The organism is Pelagibacterium halotolerans B2, from assembly GCF_000230555.1.
In the GTDB taxonomy this organism is placed as follows: Bacteria; Pseudomonadota; Alphaproteobacteria; order Rhizobiales; family Devosiaceae; genus Pelagibacterium; species Pelagibacterium halotolerans.
The window spans coordinates 170,464-188,496 of the sequence record NC_016078.1 but is presented as its reverse complement, the minus strand read 5'-3'; the positions used below and the strand labels follow the sequence as shown (position 1 = coordinate 188,496).

General features: G+C 60.2%; 15 protein-coding genes. 9 read left to right on the top strand and 6 right to left on the bottom strand.

What is annotated here, in order from left to right; genetic code table 11:
• Positions 1 to 52: 52 nt before the first annotated feature.
• Positions 53 to 1,039 (bottom strand): TRAP transporter substrate-binding protein DctP, encoded by a 987-nt coding sequence (gene dctP, locus KKY_RS00935; protein WP_014129389.1) that lies wholly within the window; start codon positions 1,037 to 1,039, stop codon positions 53 to 55.
• Between the two features lie 263 nt (positions 1,040 to 1,302).
• Here dctP and KKY_RS00930 point away from each other — a divergent pair, with 263 nt between their 5' ends.
• A complete protein-coding gene (locus tag KKY_RS00930; protein ID WP_014129388.1) occupies positions 1,303 to 1,992 on the top strand; it encodes a GntR family transcriptional regulator in 690 nt (229 codons plus the stop codon).
• Positions 1,993 to 2,002: 10 nt separating this feature from the next.
• On the opposite strand, the gene KKY_RS00925 is transcribed toward KKY_RS00930, so the two are convergent.
• Positions 2,003 to 2,884 (bottom strand): shikimate dehydrogenase, encoded by an 882-nt coding sequence (locus KKY_RS00925; protein WP_014129387.1) that lies wholly within the window; start codon positions 2,882 to 2,884, stop codon positions 2,003 to 2,005.
• 177 nt (positions 2,885 to 3,061) lie between these two features.
• Here KKY_RS00925 and KKY_RS00920 point away from each other — a divergent pair, with 177 nt between their 5' ends.
• Both KKY_RS00920 and KKY_RS00915 read left to right on the top strand, forming a co-directional pair.
• Positions 3,062 to 3,724: a TetR/AcrR family transcriptional regulator gene (locus tag KKY_RS00920; RefSeq protein WP_014129386.1), complete on the top strand. Its 663-nt coding sequence runs from the start codon at positions 3,062 to 3,064 to the stop codon at positions 3,722 to 3,724.
• A gap of 286 nt (positions 3,725 to 4,010) precedes the next feature.
• Positions 4,011 to 6,503: a PIG-L family deacetylase gene (locus KKY_RS00915; RefSeq protein ID WP_014129385.1), complete on the top strand. Its 2,493-nt coding sequence runs from the start codon at positions 4,011 to 4,013 to the stop codon at positions 6,501 to 6,503.
• Between the two features lie 54 nt (positions 6,504 to 6,557).
• Here the strand turns inward: KKY_RS00915 and KKY_RS00910 are convergent, their stop codons facing one another.
• The 4 genes from KKY_RS00910 to KKY_RS00900 are packed head-to-tail and all read right to left on the bottom strand — an operon-like array spanning position 6,558 to position 11,055.
• Positions 6,558 to 7,448, bottom strand: coding sequence for a DMT family transporter (locus tag KKY_RS00910; protein WP_014129384.1), 891 nt, complete (start codon positions 7,446 to 7,448; stop codon positions 6,558 to 6,560).
• Positions 7,449 to 8,012 (bottom strand): hypothetical protein, encoded by a 564-nt coding sequence (locus KKY_RS21015; protein WP_420864531.1) that lies wholly within the window; start codon positions 8,010 to 8,012, stop codon positions 7,449 to 7,451.
• Between the two features lie 17 nt (positions 8,013 to 8,029).
• Entirely contained in the window at positions 8,030 to 9,805 is a 1,776-nt protein-coding gene (locus tag KKY_RS00905) for a PIG-L family deacetylase (protein ID WP_420864530.1), read from the bottom strand.
• An 8-nt stretch (positions 9,806 to 9,813) separates the two neighbouring features.
• Positions 9,814 to 11,055: an ROK family transcriptional regulator gene (locus KKY_RS00900; protein WP_014129383.1), complete on the bottom strand. Its 1,242-nt coding sequence runs from the start codon at positions 11,053 to 11,055 to the stop codon at positions 9,814 to 9,816.
• Positions 11,056 to 11,380: 325 nt separating this feature from the next.
• Here KKY_RS00900 and KKY_RS00895 point away from each other — a divergent pair, with 325 nt between their 5' ends.
• The 6 genes from KKY_RS00895 to KKY_RS00870 all read left to right on the top strand — a co-directional run bounded on the left by KKY_RS00895 (position 11,381) and on the right by KKY_RS00870 (position 18,022).
• The gene (locus KKY_RS00895; RefSeq protein ID WP_014129382.1) at positions 11,381 to 12,643 is read left to right on the top strand and encodes an extracellular solute-binding protein; all 1,263 of its coding nucleotides are present in this window, start codon (positions 11,381 to 11,383) and stop codon (positions 12,641 to 12,643) included.
• A 111-nt stretch (positions 12,644 to 12,754) separates the two neighbouring features.
• On the top strand, positions 12,755 to 13,687 hold the full coding sequence (locus tag KKY_RS00890; protein WP_014129381.1) for a carbohydrate ABC transporter permease: 933 nt from the start codon (positions 12,755 to 12,757) through the stop codon (positions 13,685 to 13,687).
• Positions 13,687 to 14,547, top strand: coding sequence for a carbohydrate ABC transporter permease (locus KKY_RS00885; protein ID WP_014129380.1), 861 nt, complete (start codon positions 13,687 to 13,689; stop codon positions 14,545 to 14,547). The genes KKY_RS00890 and KKY_RS00885 overlap by 1 nt, the downstream gene beginning before the upstream one ends.
• A gap of 3 nt (positions 14,548 to 14,550) precedes the next feature.
• Positions 14,551 to 16,053: an argininosuccinate lyase gene (argH, locus tag KKY_RS00880; RefSeq protein ID WP_014129379.1), complete on the top strand. Its 1,503-nt coding sequence runs from the start codon at positions 14,551 to 14,553 to the stop codon at positions 16,051 to 16,053.
• A complete protein-coding gene (locus KKY_RS00875; protein WP_014129378.1) occupies positions 16,053 to 17,123 on the top strand; it encodes an ABC transporter ATP-binding protein in 1,071 nt (356 codons plus the stop codon). The genes argH and KKY_RS00875 overlap by 1 nt, the downstream gene beginning before the upstream one ends.
• Positions 17,120 to 18,022: a carbohydrate kinase family protein gene (locus tag KKY_RS00870; RefSeq protein WP_014129377.1), complete on the top strand. Its 903-nt coding sequence runs from the start codon at positions 17,120 to 17,122 to the stop codon at positions 18,020 to 18,022. Before KKY_RS00875 ends, KKY_RS00870 begins: the two co-directional genes overlap by 4 nt.
• Positions 18,023 to 18,033: the final 11 nt, after the last annotated feature.

Genomic DNA, 18,033 nt, shown 5'->3' with positions numbered 1-18,033 from the left:
GGGAAATACACAAAGGGCGCCGCGGCAATAACCACGGCGCCCAATATTGCCGCTAGAGGGCGTTGATGGCTTCGAGTGCACCTTCAGGCCAGCTGGCCGAAATATCGGAGTTGAGGTACTGCTCCTGAGCGTAGGCGCGGAAGGCGTCCTGGTCCGGTTCGTAGATATTGAGGCCAGCGGCTTCGAATTCTCCGATCAACTGCTCTTCCATGGCGATGTGCTCGGCCTGGCTCCAGTTGATCGCTTCGCTGGCCGCGGCCTGGAAGGCGTCCTGATCCTCTGCCGACATGGCGTTCCATGCATCGGACGAAATCACGAGAAGGTCGTAACCGATCAGGTGCGACGTCAGAACGATCTGATCCATCACCTCGTAGAACTTCATGTTCTGGACATTGGGCAACGGGTTGTCCTGACCATCGATGGCGCCCGTCTGAAGGCCGGTATAAACCTCGGCGTAATCCATCGGAGTGGGGCTGGCACCAATCGAACTCCCCAGGAACTGCCAGGCATCGCCGCCGGGCATGCGCAGGCGAACCCCTTCCATATCGGCCGGCGTCTGGATTTCCTTGTCGATGCGCAGCCCGACCTGGCGGGCGCCGAAATAGGTTGGCCCAAGAATATGGATACCGAGCTGGTCTTCGGCCATCTGCTTGAACTGCTCGCCCACTTCGCTTTCAAAGAAGGTCCGCAGATGTTCGGCATCACGGAACAGATAGGCCGAGGTCAGAAGCGACCATTCAGGGATCTGGTTAGAGATATCCTGAGGGGCGATATTGCCCATCTCGAGGTTTCCGCGCTGCAGGGCAACGAGTTCGGTACCCTGGCGGAAAAGCGTGCCGCCATAATAGGGCTCGATGGTGGCGATGTCGCGCACTGCATCGGCGAGTTGCCCCATCATGGCGGCGCGGATGTCCTGATCGGAAAACACGGCCGAAAACCGGAGCGTGGGTGCATCCTGCGCCATGGCCGGCATCGACACCGCCGCCGCAATCGCGACCGAGCCGAGCATGAGGGCCCGGCGGGTGAGATTTAAAATCATAATGATCTTCCTCCTTGTTACGTCTGGCGATAATTGGCGCAGCGTCACGACGCGCGACATCTCTCCTCTCTCGCCTGGCTCAAATGTACGAACTAGTTCGTTTATGTCAAGCAGCTTTCCACCTGCTTCCAATGCATCTATCTTTCCCGATATCATCTGTCAATTTTGAAAATCTCATATGAAACAATTTTACACCGTGATAACGTGAAGGTGACAAGAGCATGAAGACGTGGCAGGAACAGCCGACGGGGAAGAAAACAAACATGGCAAACGCAAAACCGCTGCACGACGCAATGGACGAAATTTCCGATACCGTGGGCGAACAGGCTTTTCGCAAGATCCGGGGCGATATCGTCTCGGGTGATTTAAAGCCGGGGCAGAAGCTCAAGCTCGAGCACCTCAAAAGCAAGTACGGGGTCAGCGTTTCCACGCTCCGAGAGATTCTCAACAGACTCACCACGGAAGACCTCGTGGTGGCGGAAGGGCAACGTGGCTTCGAAGTCAGCCCCGCCTCGGTGGACAATCTGCGTGAAGTTGGCGATCTGCGACTGGTGCTGGAAAACCATGCGCTTGCGCTTTCCTTTGCGGCAGGCGACCTCGATTGGGAGGCCGATGTGGTTGCCGCCCATCACAAGCTGTCCTCGATCGAGAAGGCGCTGCTGGCCGGCGATGCCAACCGGACATTTGAGTGGATCAAGTATGATTTCGCGTTTCATCACGCGCTGATTTCGGCTTGTGGATCGAAGTCCCTGCTGGCGATTCATCAGTCGATTTTCGACAGGTTCATGCGCTACCATCTTCTGGCTGCAAGCTTTCGCGGCGACGGGGTTTCCGAAGACCATAAGGAACTGTTCCGGCTTGCTCTCGAGCGGGACGTTGCAGGCGCCCAGGCCAAGCTGGCCCAGCATATTCACTCGGGCATCGACCACATCCTGAGCACCGGCAGGCTGTAATACCGGCCGATCAGGCCGCCGTTTCAAAGCTGCGGGTCATTTCCTCACGCGAGGGGATGCGGCCGGTAAAGAGTTCAAAGGCCTTCACTGCCTGAAATATGGCCATACCGGTTCCCGGAAGGGTTGCGCATCCGGCCACCGCCGCACATTTTATCAGTCGGGTTTCGCGCGGGAAATAGATGATGTCGGCAACCCATTGGCTGGCCGTCAACTGGTCGGGGTCGACAGGCATGCCGGGATATTTATCCATGCCGATGGGGGTGGCGTTGACGACGCCATCGAAGGATCCGATCGAGGAGATATCGGCGACGGTGGTGACCTCATAGGTCATTTCCCGCATACGCGCCGCAAGACCCTCGCTGCGGGCCGCGTCGGTATCGAATACGAAAAGGTCGCGGGTCCCTACCTCGATAAGGGCGCGGGCGACCGCGGCACCTGCACCCCCCGCCCCGATCTGCAGAACGCGCGCTCGAGGCACGTCGGGCAGGCCAAGCCTGAAACTTTCTGCGAACCCCCAGCAATCGGTATTGTGGCCAATCCGCTGACCGTCCTCGAATATCACGGTATTGACCGCCCCAATCTCTCTGGCATCGGGCGCGAGCTGGTGCAGGTGAGCGATCACGGCCTGCTTGAAGGGATGAGTGACGTTGACGCCGCGGAAGCCAACTTTTTCCAGCAGGTCGACAACATCTCCCAAATGCTCGTCGCCAAGGGCGAGGGCATCAAAATCGATCAGGTGATAGTGATAATCCAACCCCTGCCGCTCGCCCTCCTGCCGGTGCATGGCGGGGGAGAGCGAAGCACCGATTCCCCGGCCGAGCAGGCCGATGTGAATCGCCCCTTTTGCGCCGATATCAAGCAATTCAGCCAACCCTCGTCCCAAGTTCACCATGCTTGAAGATCCCGTTTGTCCCGACGGTACAGTCAAAATGCATCCTCTTTGGGCGGTTGAGACCCGCCCTTGTGTTTTTCGAGCGTCTCGACCTAAATGCGGGCGCGACAATAGGTGATTAATGTACGAACTAGTTAGTTTAGTCAATTGGCGATTCTGTGTGGCGAGGGCGGGATATTGAGCAGTATCGAAAACACCGGGCGGCCCGGCCGACGCCAGCAGGACCCCGAAGGCACGCGGCGCAACATCATCGAAGTCGCGTCAACCGAGTTTGCTCTCAATGGGTTGGCCGGCGCGCGCATCGACGAGATTGCCGAAAAGACCCGCGCCAGCAAACGGATGATCTACTACTATTTCGGCGACAAAGAGGGGCTCTATGTCAGCGCGCTGGAAAACGCCTATCGCGTCGTGCGCGAGGGGGAGGCAGAACTCGATATCGAGAGCCTCCCACCACTAGAGGGATTGCGTCGCCTCGTCGGTTTTACCTTCGATCATCATTCCGAGCATGAGGATTTCATCCGCATGGTGATGATCGAAAATATTCATTCAGGGCGCTATATGGAGCGCTCGCCGGCGCTGCGCGCCGTCAATGAGGCGGCCATCGCGCGGATCGGGTCGATCTATGCCAAGGGCGTCGAGGAAGGCGTTTTCCGCGAAGGGCTGGACCCGCTGGAAATACACTGGCAGATCAGCGCGCTGTGCTTTTTCAACGTTTCGAACCGGGCAACCTTTTCGCATCTTTTCGGTCGCGACATGGGCTCGGCAGACAGCCAGGCAAGTCTGCGTCAGAACACCATCGACATGGTTTTCAGGTATCTGGCCAAGCCCGAATATATCTGACGTTCAGTCTGTGATCGGAGGCACCCCCCCGGGCTGAGCGCAAGGGTGCATTCCCCTCGAGTGCAGAGCGCGAAACCGACTGTCTTCCCCAGGAGGCAGTCCCTCGCCGAGCGCGCAGTTGCGCCATTTCCTTATTCAAATCATCCACGGATCGATCAATAAAGTAACTCACTTGTGTTATTGTTTTTCCGGACGCATACTCATGATCAAATTGGACGAGAAGATCCGATGCAAGGCGCCGTTGCACGGCCCATAGGAGCGAAATTTCAAAGGTAGGATTGTCCCGATGACCAAGATCACACGACGCATGTTCATTGCGTCCTTGCCGGCGATGTATGCAGCCTCGCACATCCCGGCATGGGCGGCTCCGCTCAGCGATCTCGACCTGATCGCCCAGCAGAAACTCGAGCCGGCCATTGTCACCCTCTATCGCCGTCTCGAGCGGCTGACCTCCACTGCAACGATCATGACCACGGGTGCGCACCCCGATGACGAACCTTCGGCGATGCTCGCCGCGCTGCGGCACGTCTATGGCATCCATCCGGTGGTCTATGCCATCACCCGCGGCGAGGGCGGGCAGAACTCGATCGGGCCGGAACTGGGCTCGGTGCTGGGCGTGCTGCGCACCCGCGAAATGGAAGAAGCCTCGCGCTCGCTCGATGCCTCGCTGGCGTTCGGCAGCTTCGGGCACACCGATTCCGTCCACGATTTCGGCTTTTCCAAAGACCCCAACGAGACCATCGACCAGTGGGGCCGTGACAAGATCGTCGAGCGCATGACGGCGGCGTTCCGCAAGTACAAGCCCGACATCATCATGAACTGCTTTTTGGACGTTCCCGGCCAGCACGGCCATCATCGGGCCGCCAATGTCGCGACATTCATTGCGGCCGAACTCTCGGGCAATCCCGAAGAATTTCCCGATCAGATCGCCGGCGGTCTCGACACTTGGGAAGTGCCGAAAATCTATCAGCCGGCCTATGGCGGCGGCGGTGGAGTGTATGACGACGAGGTGCCGCCTCCTCCGGTAACACTGGTCGTTACGGCGCCCGAGCGCGACAAGATTTCCGGCGCAACTTTCCCACAGATGGGCGAGTGGTCGCGCTCGTGCCATCTGACCCAGGGCATGGGCCGCTGGCGTCCCGAGCCCCAGACCGAATGGGAACTCAACCTCACCCGTGTGACCGGCGGCGGCGAAGGTGGCGAGGAAAGCGATATCCGGGAGGGCCTGATCGCAACGGTCGGCGACATTGCCGAACTCGACGGAATGCCTGCCGACACAGCAGATGCGTTGCGCGAAGCTCAAGGGTTGATCGAAGAGGCAATCGCCGATTATGGCGATCCCGTCGTCGTGCTCGCCAAAGTTGGCAGGGTGGGCGAAATCATCGACATGGCCCGCGAAACGCTGCCTGACGAATTGCGGGCCAACGTCGCGCACCGGCTGGATCGCAAGGTCAAGGAAATCGATCTTGCCCTTGCCGCTGCGGCGGGCGTGCAAATCCGGTCCTATACCGAAGGCGGCGACGTCACACCAGGTGACGAAGTGGTCGTCAAGACCATTGTGGATGGTCCCGAGGACGTGACAATCGAGGGCGTCGAGATCGTTGCGCGCGAGGGGCTATCAGCTTCGGGCGAGACGGTTTCGGTCGCCGAAGACGCCGGCTACACAAACCCGCTCAGCGAAGAATTCGACCCGTTGGGGGGCAATGGCGACGCGCACACACGGGTGTCGCTCAATATCGGCGGGCGCACGGTTGTGCTCGACGTCGATCTTGAAGACCAGTTGCGTGTCATCCCCAAGGCATCCATGACGATCGAGCCGAGCGCTGTCGTTTTCAACACGACGGCCGAGTTGGCCCCCGTTCCCCTGACGGCGACGCTCAACAACGCGACGCTGGCTGATCTGACCATGCCGGTTCCCGAAGGTTGGGCGCTCGATGAAACAGAACGTGCTTCGGAGATGAGCGGAACGTTCGAACTGGTACCGCCCAACGCTCTCGAACAGTCACGCTTTGACATCGAACCCGATCTGCTGGGTGAGCGGGCCTATCAGATCAACACCTTCTCCTACCCCCATATCGGCCGATCGGTCGTCCCCACAACGGTGTCCGTTCCCGTACAGGCGGTCGGAGCCGAGCTGCCATCGGTAAAGCGGATCGGGTACGTCTCGGGAGGTAACGACAATGTCGGGCTGTGGATGGAGCGCCTGGGCCTCGATGTCGTGGAGCTCTCGCCCGAGGATATCTCGAGCGGTACCTATCGCGATCTTCGCACTATTGTGGTCGGCATATTTGCCTTCGGGCGACGGCCGGATCTCGCGGAAAACATTACCGCCATCCACGACTGGGTGCGCAATGGCGGGCATCTGGTGACCCTTTATCATCGCCCCTCCGATGGCTGGAATCCGGAGACGATACCCGTCGCTTACCTCAAGATCGGATCACCCTCGATCCGCTTCCGCGTCACCGATGCAAATGCCGAAGTCGACGTTCTCGAACCCGATCACCCCTTGCTCAACTACCCCAATGCCATCGGGGCCGACGACTGGGCGAACTGGGACAAAGAGCGCGGGCTGTATTTCGCCGAGGAATGGGATGAGGTCTATAAGCCGCTTCTGGCCATGCACGATACCGGTGAAGATCCTCTGAATGGCTCGTTGCTTTCGGCCCAGATCGGAGCCGGGCGGCATACCCATACCAGCCTGATCCTGCACCATCAGCTCGATCATCTGGTGCCGGGCGCATTCCGCCTGCTCGCCAATCTCGTCCAGCCGGCCGAATAGTTGCCAAAGGTTACGGTTGTGACGATGAGCGCCCCGGTTCGCCGGGGCGTTTTTTTATCGTTCGGCCTCCGAATTGACCTTGCGCCGGGTCGCGGCCGCTTCGAGCATATTGGTCGATTGCAGAGCAATGAGAATGATCGCCACGCCGATGATCGTTGCCCATGAGGGAATTTCGCCGAAAAAGATGAACCCCGCGAGCGCGGCAAAGCCTATGGACAGATACCCCAGGGGAGCCAATATCCGCGCCGGGGTCGTCTGGTAGGCACGCAGGAAGCAATACTGCCCGATCTGGGCCAGGATGCCGATGGCCAGCAATGTCGGCCAATCGGCCAATGCTACCGGCTGCCAGACGAGCGCGGCGGGAATGGCGGTCAGGACCGAAAGCCCTACAGTGTAAAAGACCATGAGAACGGCAGTGTCCTCGTTTTCCATGGCGCGGATCTGGATAACGGCCAGTGAGCCGAACAGCACCGAGCCGAATGCAGCGGCAAGTCCCCAGGAAAATGCAACTTCGCCCGGTGCAACAATGACGAGGATGCCGGCAAATCCGATAACGGTGCCGATCCAGCGTACCGGAGCGATCTTTTCGGCCAGCAGCCAGGCGGCAAACAGCATGACAACGAGTGGACGCATGAAGCCTATGGCATTGACGAGCGCCAGTGGCAGCGCCGCCAGCGCAGTGAAATTACAGGTCAGGGCCAACGTGTTGCAACCCACGCGCACCAGATGCCGGAAGGGCTGTTTGGTGCCGGTGACCGCGCGACGTTTGCGCCAGGCCAACGGTAGGATGGACACCAGCCCGATCAGCGAGCGGATGAATACGAGTTGGATCGCCGGATAGGTGGCGCCCTCGAACTTGACGAGAACGGTCATTGCGGTCACCAGCGTCATATCGGCCAGAAGCCAGGCAATGCCGCTGCGGTAAGAGGGCGCCGGGTCGGCCATCTACATGCGGCCGCCCGCCACGAGGTTGGCCATGATCCGGAACGCACCGGGCACGAGATTGTCGAGCTGGTGGTGCAGGACGAGACTGGTGTGCGTATGACGCCCTTTGCCGATTTCGGCGGTCAGCAATGCGCCTTCGAGCGGCGCTTCACCCTTGTCGCTCATGGCAAGGAGGGGGCTGTAGGCCGGGTCCCATTCGGACGCGAAATAGAGGCCACGCTCCTTGTTCCAGCCGTCAAAGTCGCGCACCGAGATCGGATTGGGACCGGAAAGGATGGGATTATCTGCCGCCAAAATCTCAACCGCCGCCTCGGGATTGGTCACCCGCCAGCGCAACGAGGGCTGGCCGATCTTGAGAAAGCGCGGGGGGACCGTGTCGGGATTCCAGCCATCCCACGGGCGATGGTAGAGCGTGACGAGATTACCGCCAGCCTCGACATAGGCTTGCAACGCCTGAGCGCTCGCGGCCAGATCAGGACGAAGGCCGAAGGCGAAAAGGCCGACGACGATGGTGGGGAATTTCAAAAGATCTTCAGAAAGTGCAGGTGCATCGAGCTCGGTCACCTTGAACCCCATGCGGTTCAGCCAGCGCCCGACATTGTCGTGGCGCCCCCCCCGCCGATATAGGCGACGCGGCGGTCCTGGGGCAGCGCAAGCTTGAGCGCAAGGATGTCGATACGTGCGGGGCTGAGATAGAGACTTTTGCCGATATGGGCGTAATCGATTGTGCTGGCGGTGAAAGCGGGGGCATCGTCGAGCATCACATCGAGAGAATAGCGCCCCTCCATAAGGCCCCCTCCCGAGAGCGTTATGCCATCCCGGCTCGGTGAAATCTCGACACCCTCAAGGCTGGAAAGGCTCAGCTTGTTGGCACCACCTTCGATCTTGGCTTCTACGGAGAGGCCGGAAAACTCCGAATCAGCCGCCACCAGCAGGGCGCTGGGCGTCAGGTCGACCGATGCCGCGGGCACAATGGTCAGCGGCCGCTCCAGGGCAAAGGCGCGCGAGATTGTTCGCCCGGCGATGGTCAGCGTCAGGATTATGCAGGCATCACCATTGGCTCCCGAGGCCGAGTATGTCTGGGTGAACGGGTCGGTGATCGGAGCATCGGGCGCAACCTCGAGCGTATATCGACCCCGTGACTGTGTGATGATCGAGACGCCTTCGGGTATAATGACATCGATCGAAACATCCGCGGGCGCGCCACGAAGCGTCAGGCTCAAATCGACGGTCTGGCCTTGCGCAACAACCTCTCTGTCGAGCGCGGCGACGCAATCGATGCCACTCGCGACCAACATGGCAGCTTCGAGATCGGCGATCATGGTTTCGATGCGGTGGAGGTGCTCGGCCGGGACGACATCGGCATGAGCTTCGATGATTTCGAGCGCCACGGACAATGGCGCGATGATGTCATCGGCATTCGGGAAGGCGGCTATGGCCGTCGCTATGGCCGTATCGGCGGCCGCAAGCCCCGGAACGATGTCGGCGAGCCGACGCGGGATGTTGTCGGCAATGCCGCCGTTGTCGTTCGGTCCGACGCGAAGGTGAAGCGGCCATTCGGTTCGCAGATCGTCCGGCCAGCGCCCCATGCCCTGGCTGGCGTGATAGAATCGCGACCACTCTCCGATCTCGTCAAAGGGCATGCCGGTGGCGAAATCGGGGTCCGTCGCGCTCACCTTTACAGTTTCGGGTGGCGGCGGCACCTCGTCATCATAGGTCGAGCCCCCGCCCGACCAGGCGGGCAGGTAGTATTTGGTGACCTGCCACGGCGCCAGGCCCAGAACGAAATGCTCGGGGTAGGCGTTGGGATCGGCGGCAAGCGCGATCGCCTCTTCGGCAGCCATGGTCATGGCGCGGTGATGGCCGTGCTGACCGGGCACATCAAGAAATGTCGGGATGACAATATCGGGCCTTTCGCTGCGATAGGCACGAACCATGCGCTCGACGATCAGGTCGTGCTGCCAGCGCTCGAGGGTATCCTGGCCGTTCTTGGAGAATCCGAAATCATGGACAGGATCGTTAGGGCCGAAACCGAACCAAACGATATCGGCATCGATGACCTTGGCCGCTTCTTCAAGCTCGCGGGTCCGGACGATCCCAAGGGCACCTCCGCGTTCGGGCCCGAGCGTATTCTGACCACCCTCCCCGCGCGTCGAACAGCCGATAACCGTGCGCATGCCGAGCCTGAAGCGCATGAAAGCGAGCATCGCGTTCTGCTCGTCGTCCGGATGGGCACCCGTGTGAAGCACGGTGACTGTTGACTTCAGCCGCGACAGCATCCGATGCAGGGCGACCAGCCTGGGGCTGGTGCGACGTTGACCAAAGCGATGAGAAAGCTGGGTGCGCGATAGGGGCATGGATAGTCCTAAGGCCGTGCGGTCGCGACCGCCGGCGAATATTCGAGTGAGAGTTGAGGCGACAAGACATCGTGCAGCGCGAGCGCAGCAGCACCCAACGCCGCAGTGAACCGCCCGGTCTGGCCGCGGACGACTCGCGGTTGAGTTCGTCCCGCGCGGGTGGAAACGGAAACCGGCAGCGGTTCGAGCGCAGCGATCAATGCATCGAGGATGACGTCGGGAAGATTGCCGCCAAACACTACGGTTTCGGGATCGAAGATGTTTTCGATCATGGCAACGGTGGGCGCCAGATAATCGGCCGCTTCCGTGATCCAAGCGGCAAGCACCGGATCATTCCTGGCGAAAAGCGGTTCAAGAGCCTCGCTATCGAGGTTGGGGCGCCCGCTTTCCGCCAGTTTCTCGCGCAGGGCATAAAGAGATGCAAAGCGCTCCAGTGCCCCTTCGGGGCCATAGCGCGCAACCCCGTTGCGGGGAACCAGGGCAACATGGCCGATTTCACCGGCATTGCCGAAAGCGCCGCGCAACGGAACGCCGTCCTTAAGAACGCCAAGGCCCAGGCCCACGCCGAAATACAGAAAGCAGAAATTGGAAATCTGGCGCCCTGCCCCATAGAGCCGCTCACCAACCGCTGCGGCCGTCGCATCATTTTCGATCGATACCGGTTGGCCGATGGCCCGGGACAGCGTGGCCTTGGCGTCGATGCCTTTCCACCCCGGCAGGGTTGCCGGACCCACCGAACTCATGCCTTCGATCTCGAACGGACCCGGCATCACGGCGCCAACGCCGATCAAGCGGTCGCGCGAGGCACCGATACGGGCACAGAGCTTGTCGATCTCATCGAGGACCCGACCGGGCACCTGATCGGGCGTGGCCGATTGGAGAGGAGAGATGGCCTGAGCGCGGACTGCGCCGGAAAGATCGAGCAGCGTTGTCGCGATATGGTCGGCAGCGATTTCCACCCCGCCGGTCAGCGGTCCGTCGGGATTGATCGCGAACTGGATGGGGGGCTGGCCACGGCCTGAGCGCAGGCGGCCCAGTTGCACGAGCATGCCTTCGCCCAGAAGTTCATCGACGATATTGGCAACCGCCTGAGGTGTGATGTGGGCGCGGCGGGCAATTTCGGTGCGCCCCATATGCCCATGGGTCCTGATGACCTCGAGAACGACGCGCCGATTGTGGGCGCGGTTGCGCTCCGGATTGGATCCTATGACAAGGCGCGGACCACGACCCTGCTTTTCCGAACTGGTCAAGGTGTTCCCTCTTACCGATTGGACGCGCGCTATCGGACCTCAAGATTAGGCATGCCACCCGAATAACACAAGTAGATTAATTTAATCCCGCGCCACGGCAGGCTGCGAACCATTCGGAATGGCGCGAGATGGGCATTGTGTCCATTTTGCAGGCTACGCCAAGGGGCAATCGGCTCAACGGGCCCCACTAATAACGAAAGTAAATTATTTTATTGACAAGGTGGCGCACATCATTTGACGATGACCGGATGGTGGACGGAGGGGTCCGAGCTGCCACACAATCGTGCAGGGACATGTTTTCCCTGCTCCCAAAGGAGGGATCAAAATGCGTAGAGCACTTGCGGTGACCACACTTTCAGCCGGCGTCAGCCTGGCAGCGCTGGGCTCGGCCCAGGCCGTCGAAATCGAATACTGGCAGTATGTATTCGACACGCGCGTTCAGGCCATGGACCAGCTGATCGCCAATTTCGAAGAAGCCAATCCCGACATCACGGTCAACCACCAGACCTTTCCCTATGCCGATTACCAGACGCGCGTCGTGGCCGCCAATGTAGCCGGACAGGGACCCGACGTGGCGCAGCTCTTTTATGGCTGGCTCGACAATTTCATCGCCGGCGGGCTGATCCAGCCGCTCGATCCGGACGTCTTCCCGACCGAGGACATCGAATCGGACTTTTTCCCGATCGTTTCTGCGATGGAACGTGACGGCCAGTACTGGGGCCTGCCCACCGCGGTCCGTTCGCTGGCCCTGTTCTACAACAAGGACATTCTCGAAGCCGCCGGGCTCGATCCCGAAAGCCCACCCCAAACGCTCGATGAGCTTGTCGAGGCCGCGCAGGCGACCGTACAGCGCGATGGCGGCGGCAACATCACGTCGGTCGGCATTGCCATGGGTATGGCGGGCCAGGACCATCAGTGGTGGCGCGAGGGCCTCGTCCGCCAGTTCGGTGGCCAACCCTATTCGGACGACGGCCGCACGGTCACCTACAATGACGAAGCTGGCCTCGCCGCAACCACATGGCAGGCAGATCTCTATCTGGGCGACGATGCGGTGACCCAGATCGCCTTCATGGACGAACCTCAGGCCGCGTTCCGCGCCGGCCGCGCCGCGATGACCATTGACGGCACTTTCCGGCTCGGCGCGTTCAGCGAAATCACTGATTTCGAATGGGGCGTCACCGAGCTGCCGGCTAATGAAGACGGTATGCGTTCGAACTATGCGAGCTATTTCGCCAACGCCATCGGCGCGCGCGCCGAGGGGGAAGAACTCGAGGCTGCCCAGAAGTTCCTTGCCTATATCAGTTCACCCGAGGCCATGGAAATCTGGCTCGAAGTGGTGGGCGAACTGCCCGCTCGCCAAGAGGTTGCCCTGACCGAGGAAAACCTTTCAGACCCAATCTATGGTCCGTTCCTGGCGGGGCTCGAATATGCCCACACCACAATCTTCGTGGACGAGGCTGCCCAGCGTCAGGTGGCGATCGATATGGAAAGCCGCATCTCGCTGCAGGGTCAGTCGCCTGCGGATTCTCTGGCTGCCGCCGCTGCGGAGGAACAGGCCATTCTCGACGAATTCTACGCCAACCAGTAACAATGGGATTGGACCGGTGTACTGCCGGTCCAGTCTTGTGACTTCAGAGGTGAACCGGCCGGACAACAGACCGGCCGGCCCACCTGGGCAAATCAGCAGGAGTGGCAGGCGATGACTTCGGCAGTATCGGCAAGTGGCACCGTGGAGCCATCAGGGACCTGGAACCGGCTCAGCATCGGACAAAAGCGGCTGATCTGGGTCTGGACCTTCCTGGCTCTGCCCGTGGTATTTTATGTCGTTATCCGTTTTTATCCCACGGTACAGGCTTTCTGGCTCTCGTTCACCGATTGGGACCTGCTACGCCCGGCCCAATTCATCGGCATCGAGAACTACACAAAGCTGTATAACGATCCCCTGTTCTGGCAGGTGTTCCGCAATACATTCGCTTATCTGATTATCGGCACGCCGATCAGCCTCGTCATCTCGTTTGCGGTTGCCTATTATCTCGACCGCGTGCGCTTTATGCACGGCTTCATCCGCGCGCTTTATTTTCTCCCGTTCCTGACCACGGCTGCAGCAATGGCCTGGGTTTGGCGCTGGTTTTACCAACCCCCGCCAATCGGCATCATCAACGGCTTTTTGGGCGTCACCGGCCTGCCGGCGCAGCCCTTCCTGCGATCCACCGAACAGGCCCTACCCGCTATCATGGTCACCGCGATATGGGCGGGGCTGGGGTTCCAGATCATCATATTCATGGCTGGCCTGAGGGCCATTCCTCAAACCTACTACGAGGCCGCACGTATCGACGGGCTGGGCGAATGGGCGATCCTGCGCAAGATCACGCTTCCATTGCTCAAGCCGACGACTGTGTTCCTCGTCGTCTTTTCCTCGATCGGCTTTCTGCGGATTTTCGATCAGGTTTACAACATGACAAGCAATGACCCCGGCGGGCCGCTCAATACAACAAAGCCCCTGGTTCTCATGATTTACCAGACTGCATTTTCTTCCTTCAACATGGGCTATGCGGCGGCGCAGACGGTGGTGCTCTTTACCATCCTTCTCATCGTTTCCCTGCTTCAGCTCTGGGTTCTGAGGACGCGCTGATGACTGCCACCGCTGCCACGAACACCGAACTCAGGCTCAACAGCGCCTCCATCCGTCCGGGCCGGGTCCTGACCTGGACACTGCTGTTTATCGGCGGGGTGCTGATGATAACGCCCCTGCTCTTCATGTTTTCAACGTCACTGAAGACGGCCGGACAGGTTTACGACCTGAGGTTGATTCCGGCAGCACCCACTTTCGACAATTACCTGAAGGTGCTTTCGGACGGGCGCTTCATGCGCTGGTTCTTCAATTCCACGCTGGTTGCAGTCTGCGTGACCCTATCGAACGTCTTTTTCGACTCGCTGGTCGGCTACACTCTGGCCAAATTCCAGTTCCGCGGGCGCTACCTGATCTTCATCGCCATCCTATCTACCCTGATGATCCCCACCGAAATGCTGGTGATCCCGTGGTATCTGATGAGCGCGCAACTGGGCTGGATCGACAGCTATTGGGGCATCATGTTCCCGGGCATGATGACGGCCTTCGGCACATTCCTGATGAAGCAATTCTTCGAAACGGTGCCTGACGATTTCCTCGAAGCGGCGCGGGTCGACGGGCTGAACGAATTCACCATCTGGTGGAAGATCGCCATGCCCATGGTGGCGCCTGCAATATCCGCCTTGGCGATCTTTACCTTCCTTGGAAACTGGACGGCTTTTTTCTGGCCGCTCATCGTCACCAACAGCCGCGAGCTCTACACGTTGCCGGTTGGACTTTCGAGCTTTGCCGTCGAGCAATCGATCCAATGGGAAATGATCATGACCGGCGCCGCGCTGGCCACCATTCCCACCCTTTTGGTGTTCCTCGTCCTGCAGCGTTACATCGTGCGCGGTGTGATGCTTGCCGGTTTGAAGGGCTGATCGATGGCCTCAATGAGAGATACGAGCGTTTTTCCCGATCCCGTTTACAAGGAGACCGTGCTGCGCCCGCTTTTCGACGGCGCCAAGGATCATCACGCCGACGGGTTCAGGGCCATCGACAGGGCGCATCTGGTCATGCTGGCCGAAACCGGCATCCTCACACGCCAACAAGCGTCCTCGATCGCAAGAGCACTGGTTGCCATAGATGACGAGATCGATCTCGACACTCTCGTTTATACCGGCGAGGTCGAAGACTTCTTCTTCCTGATCGAAAAGAATCTCAAGGCCCGCCTCGGTCCCGATCTGGCCGGGCGACTGCACACCTCCCGGTCGCGCAACGACATCGATCACACGCTGTTCAAGCTCGGGCTCAAGCCGCGCACCGAGATGCTGCTCGAAAAGATGCGGGTCCTGCTCGATGCCGTTCTTTCGACGGCAGAGCGTGAAGCCGAAACGCTGATCGTTGCCTACACGCACGGGCAGCCGGCCCAGCCGACGACCTTCGGGCATTATCTGGGCGCCATGGCCGAGGTGCTGATCCGCGATATCGAAAAAGTGGAATCCGCGATCGAGGTGATCGATCTTTCGCCCATGGGAGCGGCAGCCATCACCACTTCGGGCTTCCCCATCGACCGCGAGCGGGTGGCCGAGTTGCTCGGGTTTGCCCGTCCGCTGGAAAATTCCTATGGCTGTATTGCGTCGGTCGATTACATCACCGGCATTTATGGCGCGATGGCGCTCAGCTTTCTCCATCTGGGGCGCCCCATCCAGGATTTTCAGGTCTGGTCGAGCTTTGAGGTGGGCCAGCTCTACGTGCCCAATGCGCTGGTCCAGATTTCATCGATCATGCCGCAAAAGCGCAATCCGGTGCCCATCGAGCACCTGCGCCACCTGGCCAGCCAGACCTATGGCCGCGCCAAGGCGATGCTCGATATCATGCACAACACGCCTTTTACCGACATGAACGACAGCGAGGGGGAAAGCCAGGCCATGGGCTATCAGGTGTTCGATGCCGCCTATCGCGTGCTCGACCTTTTCACCGCGCTGATCGCGCAGGTCTCGATCAACCCCGAACGGGTGGATATCAACACCAAGCGCTCCTGCATTACCATCACCGAATTGGCCGACAGTCTCGTCCGACTCGAAGATCTGTCTTTCCGGCAGGCACATGAAGTCTCGGCAGCCGTGGCAAAGGCGGTGGTCGCGGCGGACGGCTCACTTGTCGAGGATGGGTATGCGCCCTTTGCGTCCGCATTTGAAGCGGCAACCGGGAGGGCTTCGACCCTTTCACCCGAACGATTTGCCGAACTGGTCTCGGCGCGGCATTTCGTTTCGGTCCGCGACCGGCTCGGCGGCCCGGCGCCCACCGCGCTGCGTGCCTCCCTTGGTCGATATCGCCAGAAGCTCAGAGGGTTCTTCGATCAGGCGGCCCGGCGCACCGAAACGCTGAAAAGCGCGCACAAAGAACTCAACGATAAATTCAATGCACTTTTAGGAGCGGCGTGATGGCAGAAATCCAGTTGGAAGGCCTTGTAAAGCGCTATGGCAAGGTGACCGCCGTTCATGGCATCGACCTCGAAATCGCCGATGGCGAGTTCGTTGTCTTTGTCGGGCCATCGGGCTGCGGGAAATCGACGACCCTGCGCATGATTGCCGGGCTCGAGGAAATCTCCGGCGGCGTGCTCAAGATCGGTGACACCATCGTCAACCAGTACGAACCCAAGCAGCGCAACATCGCCATGGTGTTCCAGAACTATGCGATATATCCCCACATGACGGTGGGTCAGAATATCGGGTTCGGGCTTTATACCTCCAAACTTTCCAAGGCTGAAAAGCAGCAACGCATTGCCGAAGCCGGCAAGATATTGGGGCTCGAGGATCTGCTCGAACGCCGTCCGGCGGCACTCTCGGGCGGGCAACGCCAGCGCGTCGCTATCGGGCGCGCCATGGTGCGCGATCCGGCCGCGTTCCTCTTCGACGAGCCACTGTCCAACCTCGACGCACAATTGCGCTCGCAGATGCGCATCGAGATCAAGCGCCTGCACCAGCGGCTTGGAACGACCATCGTCTATGTCACGCACGACCAGATCGAAGCCATGACAATGGCCGACCGGATCGTTGTGATGCGCGATGGGCTGATCCTTCAAGTCGGCACGCCGACCGAGCTTTACGAGAGTCCGATCGATGTTTTCACAGCGCGGTTCATCGGCAGTCCGTCCATGAATCTCATCGATGGAACGGCCTCGGGGGACGGCCTGACGGCCGCAGGCGCCAAGATCAAAGGCACATTACCAGCGACCGGCTCGGGCAATGTCCTAGTCGGTGTGAGACCTCATGACCTGCTGGTGGGAGAGGCGCCGGACAATGCTGCCCTGGCATTCGAGGGCAAGGTGACCGCCGTTGAGCCTTTGGGCTCGGAAACGCTTGTGCATCTCGATATAGCCGGATCCTCGGCGATCGCCACCGCGCCAAGCAAGCTTTTGCCAGCGGTCGACAGCATCGTTACGGCCTGGGCCGCGCCGGGCAGTCTTTATCTTTTCGACGCCGAGAGCGAAAAAGCCCTGGGGCGTCTATGAATCTGAAATCGCCGCGCGACGCTGTCGTCAGCGTCGGCCGCATCTATTGCGACCTTGTTTTCGCCGAGCTCTCAGGCATGCCGCAAATGGGCCGGGAGGTTTTTGCACGTTCCATGCACCCGGTGCTGGGTGGGGGCGCCTTCATCGCTGCTGCCCATTTGATCCAACTGGGCCGCCCAGCAGCCCTGCTTGCCTCGTATGGCACCGATCCGTTGTCCGAGGTGCTGGCGCCGCAACTGGAGACAAGCGGCATCGACCTGGGCTTTATCGAGCGCAGGGCCGATGCCGGACCGCAGGTCACCGTTGTGATGACCGGCGCCGAAGATCGGGCATTCCTTTCCTGCAGGGCGGGCCGGTCGATTCCTGCACAGTTTGCAAATGCGCTGACGTGGGAACGGGCCGCACTTTTGCACATAGCCGAATATGCAACGCTTGCCGACCAGCCCGATCTCGTTTCACAGGCCAAGGCGGCCGGGCTCGCTGTGGCGCTCGACCCCAGTTGGGATGAAACTCTCATCAGCAAGCCGGGTCTGCTCGAAGCTTGCACCGGCGTGGATATTTTTCTCCCCAATGCCGAAGAGGCCATCGCCATCACGGGCAAACCCGACGTGACCGAAGCGCTGGAAGTCCTGACCGCATATTTTCCCGTGGTCGCGATCAAATGCGGCGGCGCCGGTGGGCTACTCGGTGCAGGTACGATCCGGCTATCGGCAAGGGCTCCAAAAGTTCATGTGGTCGATACGACCGGGGCCGGCGATGCCTTTAACGCCGGACTGATCGACGCCTATCTGGCAGGACGCCCGCTTGGTGACTGCCTCGATGCGGGCATCGCGGCCGGATCGCTATCGGTTCAATCGATTGGTGGCGCACCGCGTCCGACAAAGTCGCTGGCGGTGTGAGAAGCCGGCCA

Coding starts and splice junctions, on each gene's coding strand:
- dctP (WP_014129389.1), bottom strand. CDS start 1,039: ATGATTTTAAATCTCACCCGCCGGGCCCTCATGCTCGGCTCGGTCGCG.
- KKY_RS00930 (WP_014129388.1), top strand. CDS start 1,303: ATGGCAAACGCAAAACCGCTGCACGACGCAATGGACGAAATTTCCGAT.
- KKY_RS00925 (WP_014129387.1), bottom strand. CDS start 2,884: ATGGTGAACTTGGGACGAGGGTTGGCTGAATTGCTTGATATCGGCGCA.
- KKY_RS00915 (WP_014129385.1), top strand. CDS start 4,011: ATGACCAAGATCACACGACGCATGTTCATTGCGTCCTTGCCGGCGATG.
- KKY_RS00910 (WP_014129384.1), bottom strand. CDS start 7,448: ATGGCCGACCCGGCGCCCTCTTACCGCAGCGGCATTGCCTGGCTTCTG.
- KKY_RS00905 (WP_420864530.1), bottom strand. CDS start 9,805: ATGCCCCTATCGCGCACCCAGCTTTCTCATCGCTTTGGTCAACGTCGC.
- KKY_RS00895 (WP_014129382.1), top strand. CDS start 11,381: ATGCGTAGAGCACTTGCGGTGACCACACTTTCAGCCGGCGTCAGCCTG.
- KKY_RS00890 (WP_014129381.1), top strand. CDS start 12,755: ATGACTTCGGCAGTATCGGCAAGTGGCACCGTGGAGCCATCAGGGACC.
- KKY_RS00885 (WP_014129380.1), top strand. CDS start 13,687: ATGACTGCCACCGCTGCCACGAACACCGAACTCAGGCTCAACAGCGCC.
- argH (WP_014129379.1), top strand. CDS start 14,551: ATGGCCTCAATGAGAGATACGAGCGTTTTTCCCGATCCCGTTTACAAG.
- KKY_RS00875 (WP_014129378.1), top strand. CDS start 16,053: ATGGCAGAAATCCAGTTGGAAGGCCTTGTAAAGCGCTATGGCAAGGTG.
- KKY_RS00870 (WP_014129377.1), top strand. CDS start 17,120: ATGAATCTGAAATCGCCGCGCGACGCTGTCGTCAGCGTCGGCCGCATC.